Raw genomic sequence first — 13,848 nt, forward strand, 5'->3', positions numbered from 1 at the left:
TCTAGAACCGGAACCGGGCCCGCACTCCGTAGCGCCGGCGCTCGCCGATGATCCCGAGGTCGGACGGCGGCAGGAACGGGATCGCGAGAACAAGGGTGGTCTGTTCGATGTACGAGTCGAAATAGTCCTTGTTGAATAGGTTGTTCACGAATGCCGCGACCTCGACCCCGCCAAGGCGATAGGTGAGCGATCCGTTCACCAGCGCGTAGCTGGCGAGCACCGGCGCTCGCGTTTCGCTGATCGAGGCGGCGATGCGGCTGCCTTTGCCGGTCACGCCGGCCGTGAAGGTGAGGTCACCGCGGCCGACCGGCACGACATAATCGCTGTTGAGACTGAAGTTCCAGTCGGGCTGGAAGGGTAGCCGATCCGACGGAAGCACCCGGCCGGTCACCGCGGTGAAGGGCGAGATGTCGGTCAACCTGGCGCGCTGCACCGAAAAACCGCCGCTCAGCGTCCAGTTGCTGACCGGACGGAAAGAGCCTTCGAGCTCGAGACCGTAGCTTTCGACATCGCCAGTGTTGAGGTCGACCGTGGCGAACCCGCCACCGGGAAGACCAACGATGGTGTTGAGGCCGATCAGGTCCTTATAGTCGTTGTAGAACACCGCGCCGGCGAGCGACAGGCGGCGGTCGGCCGACGCGAATTTGGAGCCCAGCTCGTAAGTCCAGACCTTATCGCCTTCGTAGCTGCGGAAAGGCGCCCGTGGATTGATGTTGAAGCCACCGCCACGGAAACCGCGGGCGACCGAGGCATAGGTCATGAAGCTATTGTCCCAGTGCCGGGTCACGGTCACGCGCGGCGACAGTTCCTTGTGCCCGTCCTCGACCGACGGAACGGACGCGAGCGGAGCGTTGGCAAGACCGGTGGCGCCGGTCAGGCGGCGCTTTTCGCGGTCGTAGCGGAGGCCCGCCGACACTTCCCATTCGTCCACCGGACGCCAGAACAACGTGCCGTAGACGGCGTAGTTGTTGGATTTTTTCTGCGACACGTCCCGCAGGTTGAGACCGGCCGGAATGATGCTGGTGATGCCATCGGCGGACAGGGTTTCGCGGCTGTAGTAGACGGCCAGTAGCGACGTCAGCGTCGAGGACAGACGGCTATCGAAGCGAAGCTCGGCCGTGGTGACCTCCGTCTTGTCGCTGCCATTGGCACGCGCGAAATTGACCGGATTGAAGTCGGCGTCGCTGTCGGGCGTGCGGCCTTTGCGCTCGTCATACGCCCCGATCAGGGTGACGTCGGTACTCAGACCGGCAATCGGAAACTGCAGGCGGGCATTGACCCCGCGATAGTCGATCAACTGCCGATTGGCGGCGTTGAAGGTGACCAGACGCGAATAGTCCGTGGGACCGGTAACCCGCGCATAGGGCGTCGAAGCGCCTTCCACCTTGTCCTGATAACCGTTGACGGTGAGCACCAGGTCGTCGACCGGCTCGGCCCGCACCGTGGCGTTGATCGTGTCGCTGTTGAGCGGATTGGCATCGATGCCGAGCAAGGGATTGCGCAGGAAGCCATCCTGTTCGCGGTGGGCATAAGCGACGCGGGCTTGCAGGCGGTCGGCGATGATCGGACCGCTGATCGAACCGAAGGCGGTCCAGGCATTGTCCGGCCCGGCGAAGCTGCCGCCGCCGCGGACCTGGAATTCGTTGCTCGGCTGCCGGCTGATGATGTTGATCGCGCCGCCCAGCGTGTTCTTGCCGTACAGCGTACCCTGTGGCCCACGCAGGACCTCGACCCGTTCGACGTCGACCAGCGGGTTGTTGAGGATCGAGGTATTCGGCTGATAGACACCGTCGATAAAGATGCCGACGCCCGGCTGCACCGTCTGCACCAGCGTCAGGCCGACACCGCGGATCGACACGAAGACACGGCCGGCGGCATCGCCATTGACGTTGAGGCCGGGGGTCAGCGTGGCGACATCGCGCACCGAGGCAAGGCCGCGCCGTTCGATCAGGTCGCCGGTCACGGCGGTCGCCGCGACCGGTACGTCCTGCAGCCGTTCTTCGCGCTTGCGGGCGGTGACGACGATCTCGTCGTTGGGAATCGCCTGCGGCTGGAGCTGATCTTCAGTCTGCGGGGTATCGCCCGGCGTGCTGTCCTGGGCCGCGGTCTGCCCGGCGGGCGGCACCGGCTGAGCGGCACCGTTGGTGGCGGCAAGGGCGCTCAGCGCACAGCCGAGAAACAGCAGATTGGAACAGCGCGTCGACAATTTCATCCTCCACCTGATCGATGGAAGCTGACCTATCAGACAGGCAACCTATCTGAAAGGCTACAGCAGGGAGTTTGAGTTTGCCGAGCGTCGAAAAGATTTAGCCGATCGGATCAGGTACGCTCTTGGCGAGGGCAAGGTTCACCAGCAGGTGTAGCCGCCGTCCACAAGGACGATGCTCCCGGTCATCAGGCTGGCCGCGTCGGAGGCGAGGAAGGCGACTACCGAGGCGACTTCCTCCACTTCGCCGAGGCGGCCCATCGGCGTGCCGTCGATCCAACGCCGATACATCTCGCCTTCCCGGTCGGCGAACTGGTTGAGCGGCGTGTTGATGTAGGTCGGCGCAACCGCGTTGACGCGAAGACCGCGCGGCGCCCATTCGGCGGCGAGGCTGCGGGTCAGCTGATGCACCGCCGCCTTGGACGCATTGTAATAGCTTTGCGGCTGCGGACGATTGACGATGAACCCGCTCATCGATCCGACGTTGACGATGCTGCCACGACCAGCGGCCAGCATGTGCCGGCCAAAGGCGCGGCAGCACCAGAAGGTGCCGTTCAAATTACGTCGAGGACGTTCAGCCAATGCTCGTCGGCGACGTCTTCCGCGGCGGTCTCGCTGCGGGCGATGCCGGCGTTGTTGACGAGGATGTCGATCGGCCCGAGGTTGTCGGCGACCTTGGTGACGCCGGCCGCGTCGGCGACGTCCAGAACGACGCCTCTTATGTCGTAGCCTTTGCGGTCCAGCGTAGAGCGGGCGTCCTCGATCGCCCCGGCATCGCGATCGGCAATGGTAACGGAGGCGCCCATCTCGGCCAGCGCCTCGACGCAGGCGAAGCCGATCCCGCCGGCGCCGCCGGTGGCTAGCGCGGTTCGCCCGTCCAACCGCAATCGCTCCAGATACATCAGCGTCTCACGGAAGAAATGGAGCGGCGGGCATGGGCGGCTCGTGCACGGCTTCACCCTTGCTCAATTGATAGACCTGCCGCGTGGAGGCGTCGAACTCTGGCCAGGGCAGGATGCCGGTCTTGGCGAAATCGACCCAGATCTTGTGCACTTGGTCGGCAAGGTCCTGCGGGGGCGTGGTTCCGGCAAGCCCGCGTTCTCCGGTGACGCTTGCCAGCGTGTCGAACACGAAGGGCAATTCCATGGCGTGGCAGGCGCCGAGTTCACCGTCCAACGCCGGCGAACGCCAGTCGAGCTCGTACACGTGTGTCCGCCCCCGATGCTCTTCGGCGAAGCGCCGCGCCGGCCAGCGGAACACGAGGTCGTTAAGCGCATCGGTCAGCGCATGGCCCGGGCGCCGGCCATCGCGGCCAAGGCCGTAGGCCGTCAGCACCTTGCGCGCTCTGGGCTGCGACCGGTGGAGCAGGTAGGTCGCCATTAACCGCCCGATCTTTTCGCGCACGCCGGTCGGGACGAGGTAAAGATTCATCTCCTCGGCATTGGTGCCGATCAACAGGTCAACATCCTTGCCGGCGCCCTTCTTCAGCGCGGCCAGCGGCTGCTGCGGCAGGACGTCGTCGCCATGCACGGGGACAAAGCGGCTGATCCCGAACACCGGTTCGCGGCCGTCGCCATCGCGCAGGTCGATAAGGGTGGTCGGCTGACTTATCTTTTGCTGGGCGTCGAGCGCTCGCTTGGTGCTCACGCTCCGAAAGCCGTCCGGGTCAGGCCGGATCCGGAGCATCTTGGCCAGCCTCCGGACAAGACGCTGCGCGACACCGATGTCGCGGGTCATGGCACCGTGGCCGCTTTGCACGATCGCTCGGCGGAACAGGCCGGCGGCCAGCGGCGAGGTCAGCAGATCGGCGACCGCCATGCCGCCCGCGGATTCGCCGAACACGGTGACATTGCCGGGATCGCCGCCGAACGCCGCGATATTGTCCTGCACCCAGCGCAGCGCCGCGATCTGGTCGCGAAGGCCAAGATTGGTCGGCACGCCCGGAATGGGCAGAAAGCCTTCGATGCCGAGCCGATAATTGATCGCGATGCAGACGACCCCGTCGCGGGCGAAAGCACTGCCGTCCGACACCGACGCGTCCTTGCTGCCGATGACGAAGCCGCCGCCGTGGATCCAGACCATGACGGGGAGGGCGCTGCCACCGCCCGCCGGGCGCCAGATGTTGAGGGTCAGGTAATCGTTCCCGCCGGCCTGATCGGTGCCGATCAGCGGCGCGACGTCGAGCGCGGGGAAGGGGTTGTGGCACTGCGGTGCGGTCACGCCGCCGTGCGTCGCATCGCGCTCGCCCTGCCACGATGCAGCGGGCTGCGGTTCGGCGAAGCGCAGCGCGCCGACCGGCGGAGCGGCATAGGGAAGGCCGAGGAACCGTTCGACCGCGCCGCTCCGGACTCCGCGCACGGCACCGGCGGCGGTGGTGACCACGACGTCGCCGCTGTCGGTGGCCTGTTGATGGGTCAGCATGGCGATCCTCCAGCCGCCTCGCCTACCAGCGCATGGCGCCGCGTCCATGCCGCCTTCTTTGCCTGTCGTAAGCTAGACTTGATACATCGTCATCGGCCGGACATGCGGCGCAAGCCGAGCGGCTATTCCGCCGGCTCTGGCTCGCGCACCGCTTCGGCCGATGCCATGCCGGGCTCCTCGGACGTCCCGCCAATCAGGTCGCGGACGGCCTTTTCGACGTTGCGGCCCGTTTCCTCGTCGATGTTGCGCCAATATTCGAAGGCCCGCACCAATACGGGTTCGCTTACCCCGTCGGCGAGGTGACCGGCGATGTTCTGCACAAGCCGTTCGCGTTGTTCGTCGTCCATGCCTTGCGGATGAGGTCACGCGGCTGGCTGAAGTCGTCGTCGTCCGCGCGGAGCGTGTAGGCCGCGCGGACCATTTCGCCGTCGGCGTGCCAGGTCGCTTCGCCGCCCACCTGCGGCTGCGCCGCGGGACCGCCATAGCTGTTGGGCGCGTAGACGGGATCAAGCGCATTCTGCACCCGCATCGCGCCGCCGCGCGAATAGCTGTGAACGGGCGACTTGGGCGCGTTCACCGGGATCTGCTTGTAATTGACGCCCAGCCGGTGGCGATGCGCATCGGCATAAGCGAATCCGCGCGCGAGCAGCATCTTGTCGGGCGACAGGCCGGTGCCCGGCACCATGTTGTTGGGTTCGAACGCCAGCTGTTCGATCTGCGTGTCCCAGTCGACCGGATTGGTGGTGAGCGTCAATTTGCCCACCTCGATCAACGGATAATCGCCGTGCGGCCAGACCTTGGTCAGGTCGAACGGATTGATCCGGTAGGTCTTGGCTTCCTCGAACGGCATGATCTGCCACTTCAAGGTCCAGCTCGGATAATCTCCCTTGGCGATATGATCGAACAGGTCGCGGCGATGATAATCGCCGTCGGTGCCGGCCAGACGGTCGGCCTCATCCTGGCTGAGATAAGCGTTGCCGCTCTCGGTCCCGACGTCGGTCATCCAGTGGAACTTGACGAAGAACTTTTCGCCGTCCGCGTTGATCAGCATGTAGGTGTGGCTGCCGTAGCCATTCATCTCGCGCCAGTTCTTCGGGATCCCGCGATCGCCCATCAGATAGGTGACCTGGTGCGCGCTTTCCGGAGACAGCGTCCAGAAATCCCACTGCATGTCATGGTCGCGCAAGCCATTGTCGGCGCGGCGCTTCTGGCTTCGGATGAAGTGCTGAAACTTCAGCGGATCGCGGATGAAAAATACCGGCGTGTTGTTGCCGACCATGTCGAAATTGCCGTCCTCGGTGTAGAGCTTGACCGAGAAGCCGCGCGGATCGCGCCAGGTGTCGGGGCTGCCGCGTTCGCCCGCGACCGTCGAGAAGCGCATCGCCGCCTCGCTCTTCGCGCCGGGCTGGAAGATCTTGGCCTTGGTGTAGCGCGATACGTCGGCGGTGGTCTCGTAATGCCCGAACGCGCCCGATCCCTTGGCGTGGGGCTGCCGCTCCGGGATCCGTTCGCGGTTGAAATTGGCCATCTGCTCGATGAGGTAGAAGTCGTTCAGGACCAGCGGCCCGTCGGCCCCGAGGCTAAGCGAATGCTCGTCGCTCTGCACTGGAATGCCCGCATCGGTTGTCGTCGGCGGCACGGCTTTGTCGGTCATTCCAGCGTCCTTCCAAATAGGTAGAAGATCAACGAAAGGCCCGGCGGGGCCTTTCCGGATGCATCGGATAAATACGGCAGCCCGAAATCGGCGGTCTGCACGATGCGGCCAGCGATGGAGAGGCGACGCGGGTATCGTGAAGCCGCTTTGGAACTCCGATCATGACGCCATGTTTCTTTCCGGTATCCTGGAGAGCAAGACATGACCGATGGCAACGCCAGTAAATCTGAGGCCCGCCGTGACGGGAGGGACGGCGGCAGGTCGCCGGACCCGTTGCGCGGCGCCATGGCAGGACTGGTCGCCGGACTGGTGGCCTCCCTTGCGATGGACCTCGCCCAGAAGGCGCTATCCCGGATGCAGTCTTCCGACGATTCCGAGAATGAGGAGCCGGCCACCGAAAAAGCTGCCGATCGTGTCGCTGAAGGGGTCACGGGCGCCCCGGTGTCCGAGGCCAACAAGCCTCTCGCCGGGCAGGCAGTCCACTACGGGTTCGGCGCGCTACTCGGGCTGGGATACGGCATCGCGGCGGAATATCGTCCCGGCATCACGGCCGGCGCGGGCTCAGGCTTCGGCTTGGCAACGGCCGCCCTGTTCGATGAGATCGGCGTGCCGGCGGCGGGGCTTGGCGACCCACCGTGGAAAGCGGACATGTCCACTCACCTCTACGCCCTGGCGTCGCATCTGGTGTTCGGGACGACGACGGAAGTGGTCCGCCGTGTGATCGGCGATGTCATACAAGAAACAGATGATTAGACCGAATTGAGCGGCATCGAGGCGTTGACGGCTCTCGTCGCGGAGATACCGTCGGATACGCCCGCCAGCTTCGTAATCCTGCAGCGTCTCGCTCCCGATCACGAAAGCCAGTCGGCGGACATACTGGAGCGGTTTGCCAAGTTGCCGGTAGGCGAAGCGGACGAGAACATGCCGATGGAGGCCGGCAAGAGCTACGTCCTGACGCCCGACCGCTATCTTACAAGGAGGAAATGCTCGAACAAAGCATGTTCGACACCCTGCGTTTGCTTCGCAAAAAAATCCCGGATGCTGCGCGCGCTTGCCGCCAAGAACGACATCAATCGCGCGATGTACCTGGTCAGCGCCGACGATTGCGATGCCGATGCCAAACGGATCAAAGAAAATGATTTTCGCACGACGAAAGGTCGCGGCGTGACAAGAATGAAGAACGTTATCTTCGTATAAAAGGCGAAGAATACTCGCTCGCTAGTCGTTTTGTAGGGCCCTTACAGGAACCACTAATCGATAGGCAAAACCGCTGGCGTCATAACTCGCGCTCGGCGTGCCGGAGAGGGTAATTGTGGCGTATCGATTGAGGATGCGGCTTCCGAACCCTTTCCGGGTGGGCTGAACCACCGCCGGACCACCGCTTTCGGACCAGCTGAATTCGAGCTCGTCGCCCATCAGCCGCCATTCGATGTCGACCACTCCGCTGATGACCTTCAGCGCACCGTATTTGATCGCATTGGTGGCAAGTTCGTGCGTCGCCCACGGTCATGTGGGTCCAATCGTCTCGGGGCACGGTCGCGGTTGACTATTCGGAGGACGGTTTGACATGGCACCTCGACCTGCCAGCATTTGAGGATCGGGATTCCTCAACTGATGTCTGACATCAAAGAGATTTTCATCGTCGAGGACGACACCATCGTGGCGCTCGATATGGCGGACCTCTTGGAGAGGCTCGGCTTCGAGGTCGTCGGGCCGGCGGTGCATCAGGAACAGGCGATCGAGATTGCCAGGACTGACAAGTTCGATGCAGCGTTCCTTGACGTCAATCTCGGGTGAAGCAAGACATCGGAACCGGTGGCCGAGATCCTCCGTCAGCGAGGCATTCCGTTCATTTTCGTCACCGCCTACGATGCTTCCGAAATCTCGTTCCGCGTGTCGGATGAGCGCGTGCTCAAGAAGCCGGTCACCGGAGACGAAATGCTAGGGGCACTGCGAACAGTGCTTCCGCATCACGAACTCAAATCCACCGCATGACGTGCGTCCTTGCGAACCGCGCCATCGCGTTTCGCTGAGCTCCGGCATCCGCTCGTTCGATGACAGGGTCATCTGTGAAGCGGCCAGCCATTCCGAATAGCGCCCAGCTTCGATTGGTCTAGAGCCGTCAAACCCCCGTGCTCGGCAAACAGCCAGCCCGGCGACTGCTCGTCTGAGATTCACGATAAGAGAAATGGAGGCCCGAGCCGGAATCGAACCGGCGTGCAAGGATTTGCAGTCCTCTGCGTCACCACTCCGCCATCGGGCCTCGATGCGGTCCGCCCCCTAAGCAGGGGCACCGCTGGCCTGTCAATCTTTTGCGGACGCGGTTTTGGCTGACGCGGGCTTTGACGGTGTCTCCTTCACCACCTGAATCCGAACCGCTTTCCCGGCCAGCAGATACTGACGAGCGGCCGCCTGCAACATGGCGGGCGTAACCGCTTCGAAGTCGGAGCGCTGGGTGCGGATGCTTTCCAGCGTGAAGGGATCCTCGCCGAGGTCTTCCAGCGCCCCCATCCAATAACCGTTGCCGTCCATCGCGCGGGTGAGCGAGGCCAGGAGCGGCCGGCGCGCGCGGACCAGCTCGTCCTCGTCGATCGGGCGCGAGGCGAGGTCGTCGGCGATCTTCTGGGCTTCGCTGAAAAAGCGCGGCAGGCTGGCGGGCGGTGCTTCGACCTGCGCGGCGAGATAGCCGTAGCGGGTCCAGGTCGACGAGGCGCCGTGGGTGGCCGACGGCGCATAGCTGACGCCTTCCTTTTCGCGCAGCTCTTGCGTCAGGCGAAGCTGGTACACCGCGCCGAGCAAGGTCAGGGTCCGCGCCAGCCGGCGGGTTTCGGGCGAATAGCCGGTGGTCGGCCAGGCGATGAATCCCACCGCCTGATCGTCGCGCCCCTTGTGGGTGAGGGTGATGAGGCCGCCGGCGGGAGGCGGCGGGAAGGTCATCGGGCCGGCGACGGGATTGCTGGCACCGCGCGCCGGAAGAGCGCCGAAGGTCGCCGCGGTCTCGGCAATGGCGCGCTCGGCGGTGATGTCGCCGACCATGATGATCTCGATCCGTCCGGTCTCGGCCGCGGGGCCGACCAGCGCCCGCGCTTCGCCGATGCTGCTCGCCCGCATCGCCGCCCGGCTCGGCACCTGCCAGCGCTTGTCGCCCGAACGCAGGATCAATCCCAAGTCGCGGTTGAGGACCCCACCCGGCGAGCTTTCGAATCGATCGTGGATCGAGGCCGCCTGCGCCTTCAGCCGCTCCCATCCGAGCGGGCGCCAGCCGGCATCGCTGATGTAGGCTGTGAGAAGCTGCATCTGGGTCGAAAGGTCCGTCGGCCGGGTCACACCGGACAGCACGAAGCGGTCGTCGTCGATCCCGAAGCCCGCACCGACGAGCTTGCCGGTCAGCGCACGGCTGACGCTGTCGGCGTCGAGCTTGCCGGTGCCGCCGAAGGTGAAGGCGCCGGGCAGGGCCCATTCCGGACTTGTCCGGTCGTTCGGCATGGCGAGCCGCCCGTCGCCGAAGCGCACGCTCACCAGCACCTGCTCCTTGCGCGTCGTGCTGGGCCGCACCGTCAGCCGCACACCGTTGGTAAAGCGGACATGGGTCACGCCGATATCCTTGAACTCGCGCCGCTCGGCGACCGTGCCGGGGGTTCCGAAGCGCTCGTAAGGCCAGGCGATCCTGGCTTGCACGGCGGGCGGCGACACGGCGACCTTGCGCGAGCTCTCATAAGCCGCGAGCAGCATTTCCTTTGTGACGCCGCCCCTCGGCAGGCTGAGATAGAGCAGGGGTCCGGAGCCCGTGAACAGCCGCTTGGCCGCCGCGCTCACCCGCGCCGCCGTCATGGTCGGCGCGACCTGCTGGAAGAAGCCGAGGCGGTCGGCCGGGCTGGTCACCACCGTCTCATTACCGACCGCGGCGACCACGCTGTCGGCGAGCGAGGCATTGGCGCGGGTGGCGGCCGAGGCAACCCCCGCTTCCAGCGCCGCGCGCACGCCGACCAATTCGCGCTCGACCTCGTCGTCGGTCACGCCATGCTGGACAAGCCGCCGTTGCTCCTGGTCGATGCTATTCAACGCGCCGCGCCAGTCGCCCAGCCGCGCCTGCACCGCCAGGCTGGTGGTGTCGGCCGTCTCCTCGAGGTTCGACATCGAAAGCCGGGCGGCAACGAAAGGCGGTGCATTGTCCTTCTGCGCCAGTTTCTCGAGCCGACGGTTGAGGATGGTCGCTGCGATCTGTTCTTCGAGATCGCGGGTGCGGTCGGCGAGACTGTCGGGCGTCGGATCGGCCGGGCGGACCCAGTTCATGGTCAGCGCGGCGGCAAAGGCCGGATCGATGAACAATCGCGCGTCCAGCGGCCGGACCATCGGCTTGCCCTGATCGGCCGGCGTTCCGGCAGGACCGATGCCTTTCCAGTCGCCGAACTGCGTTTGCAGGCGCCGTTCGATGTCGCCCGGATCCACGTCACCGACGATGATCATGGTCGCCCGCTCGGGCCGGTACCAGGCGCGATAATAATCGAGCAGGCGCTGGCGCGGCGCGGTTCGGATCACCTCTGTGGTGCCGATCGGCAACCGCTCGGCCAGCCTCTGACCGGGATAAAGCCAGGCCAGTTGATCCACCAGCATGCGGTAGGACGGGGTCGCCCGTGCCCGCTCTTCCGACAGGATGATGCCGCGTTCGCGGTCGAGCGCGCCGGCATCGATGGTCGCCTTGCCGGCCACTTCGCGCAGCAGGAAAAAGGCTTCATCCAGGGTCGCCTTGCTCGCCTGCGGAAGCTCGAGCTTGAAGACGGTCTGCCCGAAGCCGGTCGAGGCATTGGTGTCCGGCCCGAACCTGAGTCCGGCCCGTTCCAGCCGCTTGACGAAATCGCCTTCGGGGACGTTCTCGGTTCCGTTCAGGACCATATGCTCGAGAAAATGCGCCAGCCCACGCTGGTCGTTCGCTTCGTTCAGCGACCCGGTGTCGATCAGCAGCCGCAGCGAGGCTTCACCCGGCGGCGTCTTGTTGCGGCGGATGGCGTAGCGCATCCCGTTGGGCAGGGTGCCGAGCTTCAGCTCCGGATCGGCGCGAAGTCCTTCTCCCTGCATCCAGCCCGACGGCGACGCCGCAACGGTCGACCGGGCAGGAGAGGGTGGCGGGGCGGCGAGGAGGGCGGTGCCGGCCAGCAAGAGGGAAGCCGCAACGGCCACGCGGCGCTTCAAGAACATGCCATCTCCTGCCCGAATCACAAACACTTGGGTGCCCCCGGAGTTAGAGCCGAGCAGTCCACGCCTGCCAAGCGGTTCCCGGTTACCGCTCGATCCTCTGGCGCCTCCGTTCGATAAACGGCGGCCCCGTCGCTTGGCGGGACGCGCGGCCATCGTTACATGGGCATTGCCAAAGACGGTGTCATAGTGCGATAAGACACTCAAAGCGTTTCAGCTCGAAAAGGACGACGAGGACCCGATGGACTTTGCCCAGGCGCGCCGCGCAATGGTCGACAGCCAGCTTCGGCCCCAGGCGGTGACCGATCCGCTGGTGGTCGCGGCCATGGCCACCGTTCCGCGCGAGGCGTTCGTGCCGCAGGCGTCGGCCGCGATCGCCTATATCGACCGGATGGTGCCGCTCGAGGGTGGGCGTATGCTCAGCCCCGCTGCCAGCCTGGGCCGGATGCTAACAGAGATGCGCTGCCGCAAAGGCGAGCGCGCGCTCGTGGTCGGCGCCGGCACCGGCTACAGCAGTGCCGTGCTGGCCGAAATGGGCGTCGATGTCGTCGCGGTCGAAAACGATCCCACCCTGCTCGACCAGCTTGGCACGGTGCCCGGCATCACCGTTCACGCAGGCGCGCTCGAAGAGGGCGCGCCTGCCGCGGGCCCGTTCGACCTGATCCTCGTCGACGGGCAGATCGAACAGCTCCCCGACGCCCTCGTCGAACAGCTCAAGCCCGGCGGCCGGCTCGCCGCTTGCCTCGTCGAAAAGGGCGTTCCGCGGCTGATGGTCGGGACACGTTCGGTTCATGGCTTCGGGCTCAAGGCCGTCGCCGACGCCTCGATGGCGCCGCTGCCCGGCTTTGCCCGGCCCGCCGTCTTCACCTTCTGATGATCACAAGAAAGCTGCCCGTGCGCCATCTTCTCAGTTGCACCGCGCTTGTCGCGCTTGCTCTCGCCACCCCCGCCGCGGCCGACACTTTGCGCGAGGCTCTGGTGGCGAGCTACCGGACTAACCCGACCCTGAACGGTCAGCGCGAGGCGCTGCGCGTCAATGATGCCGGGGTCGCCGTGGCCCGCGCCGCCGGCCGGCCACAGGTTGCCGCCACCGTCGGCCTCAACCGCGACCTCACCCGCTCGGGCGTGCTCAACACCGGGCGCGGCAAGGGACCGGTGGTCTCGGGCGGCGTCGATCTTAGCCTGCCGTTGTTCCAGGGCGGCCGCGTGCGCAATTCGGTCGAAGCGGCGCGCACCCGCGTCGAAGCCGGACGTGCCACCCTCCGTGCGGTGGAAGGCGACGTCTTCGTCCAGGCGGTCCAGGCTTACATGGACGTGATCCGCGACCGCGCGATCGTGGAATTGAACCGCAATCAGGTCGATGTTCTCGGCACCAATTTGCGCGCCACCAACGACCGGTTCCAGATCGGCGATCTGACCCGCACCGACGTCGCCCAGTCCGAAGCCCGCCTGTCGCTCGCCCGCTCCAGCCTCGCGCTGGCGCAGGGCCGCCTGCTGTCGAGCGAAGCCTTTTACCGCCAGGTGGTCGGCCAGGCGCCGGGCCAGCTCGCCTCGCCCCCGCCGCTGCCGCCGCTGCCCGCCAGCGCCGACGAAGCCGTCCGCATCGCCCTGGTCGAAAACCCCGACGTGATCGCCGTGGTCCGCCAGGCCGAGGCCGCCGGGCTCGACGTGCGGGTCGCCAATGCCGATCGTCTGCCGACCGTGTCGGGGGTGGTGAGCGGCGATTACGTCAACACCGTGGGCGGCGCCACGGCGGGGATCCCGCGGTCGGGAACGCAGACCACCATTGGCCTCAACACCCGTATCCCCATCTATCAGGGCGGCTTGCCGAGCGCGCGCATCGCGCAGGCCCGCGCGGTTGAAGGCCAGCTTCTCGAGCGCACCATCGAAACCGAGCGGCTGATCGTCCAGTCGGTCCGTTCGGCCTTTGCCAGCGTCGTCGCGACGCGCCAGGCGATCGCCTCCAACGAGGTCGCGGTGTCCTCCGCCAAGCTCGCGCTCGAAGGCGCCCGCGCCGAACGCAGCGTCGGCACCCGCACCGTGCTCGACGTGCTCAACGCCGAGCAGGAATTGCTCAACGCACAGGTCCAGCTCGTCAGTGCGCGCCGTGACCAATATGTCGCCGGCTTCCAGCTGCTGAACGCAATGGGTCAGGCCGAGGCCGACGATCTCGGATTGGACGGCGGGCCGCTGTACGATCCGACCGGCGCCTATCGCCGCACCGCGTCGCAATGGAACGACTGGAAGAGCGAAGGGCGCTATGTGCCCCGCTCGACCCGCACCGTGTCCGCGGCGGAAGAGCCACTAGCGGTGCAGCCCGCCGCGCCGGTCGCCGGGCCGCCCGCGCCGGGGGTGACAAATCCGCCGCGTTGAT

Annotated in this window: 12 protein-coding genes, 1 tRNA gene and 1 pseudogene; 6 read left to right on the forward strand and 8 right to left on the reverse strand. The window is 65.8% G+C overall.

The window, feature by feature from the left end; translation table 11 throughout:
* Position 1: 1 nt before the first annotated feature.
* The 5 genes and pseudogenes from V6R86_RS08100 to V6R86_RS08120 form a co-directional block, all read right to left on the reverse strand.
* Positions 2 to 2,212, reverse strand: a complete 2,211-nt coding sequence (locus V6R86_RS08100; RefSeq protein WP_338503562.1) for a TonB-dependent receptor — start codon at positions 2,210 to 2,212, stop codon at positions 2 to 4.
* A gap of 135 nt (positions 2,213 to 2,347) precedes the next feature.
* Positions 2,348 to 3,108, reverse strand: a pseudogene (locus tag V6R86_RS08105) (SDR family NAD(P)-dependent oxidoreductase).
* A 7-nt stretch (positions 3,109 to 3,115) separates the two neighbouring features.
* Positions 3,116 to 4,627 carry a carboxylesterase/lipase family protein gene (locus V6R86_RS08110; RefSeq protein WP_338503564.1) on the reverse strand — a complete coding sequence of 504 codons (1,512 nt, stop codon included), beginning with the start codon at positions 4,625 to 4,627 and terminating at the stop codon, positions 3,116 to 3,118.
* 122 nt (positions 4,628 to 4,749) lie between these two features.
* Positions 4,750 to 4,947: a catalase-related domain-containing protein gene (locus V6R86_RS08115; RefSeq protein WP_338503566.1), complete on the reverse strand. Its 198-nt coding sequence runs from the start codon at positions 4,945 to 4,947 to the stop codon at positions 4,750 to 4,752.
* Complete coding sequence (locus V6R86_RS08120) at positions 4,911 to 6,281, reverse strand: catalase (RefSeq protein WP_338503567.1); 1,371 nt, start codon at positions 6,279 to 6,281, stop codon at positions 4,911 to 4,913. The genes V6R86_RS08115 and V6R86_RS08120 overlap by 37 nt, the downstream gene beginning before the upstream one ends.
* Positions 6,282 to 6,482: 201 nt before the next feature.
* On the opposite strand from V6R86_RS08120, the gene V6R86_RS08125 reads away from it, so the two are divergent.
* Both V6R86_RS08125 and V6R86_RS08130 read left to right on the forward strand, forming a co-directional pair.
* On the forward strand, positions 6,483 to 7,034 hold the full coding sequence (locus tag V6R86_RS08125) for a DUF1440 domain-containing protein (RefSeq protein WP_338503568.1): 552 nt from the start codon (positions 6,483 to 6,485) through the stop codon (positions 7,032 to 7,034).
* 6 nt (positions 7,035 to 7,040) lie between these two features.
* Positions 7,041 to 7,478 carry a chemotaxis protein CheB gene (locus tag V6R86_RS08130; RefSeq protein ID WP_338503570.1) on the forward strand — a complete coding sequence of 146 codons (438 nt, stop codon included), beginning with the start codon at positions 7,041 to 7,043 and terminating at the stop codon, positions 7,476 to 7,478.
* Between the two features lie 21 nt (positions 7,479 to 7,499).
* On the opposite strand, the gene V6R86_RS08135 is transcribed toward V6R86_RS08130, so the two are convergent.
* Positions 7,500 to 7,721: a hypothetical protein gene (locus V6R86_RS08135; RefSeq protein WP_338503572.1), complete on the reverse strand. Its 222-nt coding sequence runs from the start codon at positions 7,719 to 7,721 to the stop codon at positions 7,500 to 7,502.
* Between the two features lie 174 nt (positions 7,722 to 7,895).
* On the opposite strand from V6R86_RS08135, the gene V6R86_RS08140 reads away from it, so the two are divergent.
* Positions 7,896 to 8,078, forward strand: a complete 183-nt coding sequence (locus V6R86_RS08140; RefSeq protein ID WP_338503574.1) for a response regulator — start codon at positions 7,896 to 7,898, stop codon at positions 8,076 to 8,078.
* Between the two features lie 18 nt (positions 8,079 to 8,096).
* A complete protein-coding gene (locus tag V6R86_RS08145; protein ID WP_338503576.1) occupies positions 8,097 to 8,276 on the forward strand; it encodes a hypothetical protein in 180 nt (59 codons plus the stop codon).
* Positions 8,277 to 8,470: 194 nt separating this feature from the next.
* Here the strand turns inward: V6R86_RS08145 and V6R86_RS08150 are convergent.
* Positions 8,471 to 8,544, reverse strand: a tRNA-Cys gene (locus V6R86_RS08150).
* A 41-nt stretch (positions 8,545 to 8,585) separates the two neighbouring features.
* Entirely contained in the window at positions 8,586 to 11,477 is a 2,892-nt protein-coding gene (locus V6R86_RS08155; RefSeq protein ID WP_338503578.1) for a M16 family metallopeptidase, read from the reverse strand.
* A gap of 238 nt (positions 11,478 to 11,715) precedes the next feature.
* Between V6R86_RS08155 and V6R86_RS08160 the strand changes: the two genes are divergently transcribed.
* Both V6R86_RS08160 and V6R86_RS08165 read left to right on the forward strand, forming a co-directional pair.
* Positions 11,716 to 12,348: a protein-L-isoaspartate O-methyltransferase gene (locus V6R86_RS08160; protein WP_338503581.1), complete on the forward strand. Its 633-nt coding sequence runs from the start codon at positions 11,716 to 11,718 to the stop codon at positions 12,346 to 12,348.
* Positions 12,349 to 12,368: 20 nt separating this feature from the next.
* On the forward strand, positions 12,369 to 13,847 hold the full coding sequence (locus tag V6R86_RS08165; protein ID WP_338503583.1) for a TolC family outer membrane protein: 1,479 nt from the start codon (positions 12,369 to 12,371) through the stop codon (positions 13,845 to 13,847).
* The last annotated feature ends 1 nt before the right edge of the window (position 13,848 follow it).

The sequence above is a fragment of the Sphingomonas kaistensis genome, assembly GCF_036884275.1.
Lineage (GTDB): Bacteria > Pseudomonadota > Alphaproteobacteria > Sphingomonadales > Sphingomonadaceae > Sphingomicrobium > Sphingomicrobium kaistense_A.

Coding starts and splice junctions, on each gene's coding strand:
- V6R86_RS08160 (WP_338503581.1), top strand. CDS start 11,716: ATGGACTTTGCCCAGGCGCGCCGCGCAATGGTCGACAGCCAGCTTCGG.
- V6R86_RS08100 (WP_338503562.1), bottom strand. CDS start 2,212: ATGAAATTGTCGACGCGCTGTTCCAATCTGCTGTTTCTCGGCTGTGCG.
- V6R86_RS08140 (WP_338503574.1), top strand. CDS start 7,896: ATGTCTGACATCAAAGAGATTTTCATCGTCGAGGACGACACCATCGTG.
- V6R86_RS08120 (WP_338503567.1), bottom strand. CDS start 6,281: ATGACCGACAAAGCCGTGCCGCCGACGACAACCGATGCGGGCATTCCA.
- V6R86_RS08110 (WP_338503564.1), bottom strand. CDS start 4,627: ATGCTGACCCATCAACAGGCCACCGACAGCGGCGACGTCGTGGTCACC.
- V6R86_RS08125 (WP_338503568.1), top strand. CDS start 6,483: ATGACCGATGGCAACGCCAGTAAATCTGAGGCCCGCCGTGACGGGAGG.
- V6R86_RS08155 (WP_338503578.1), bottom strand. CDS start 11,477: ATGTTCTTGAAGCGCCGCGTGGCCGTTGCGGCTTCCCTCTTGCTGGCC.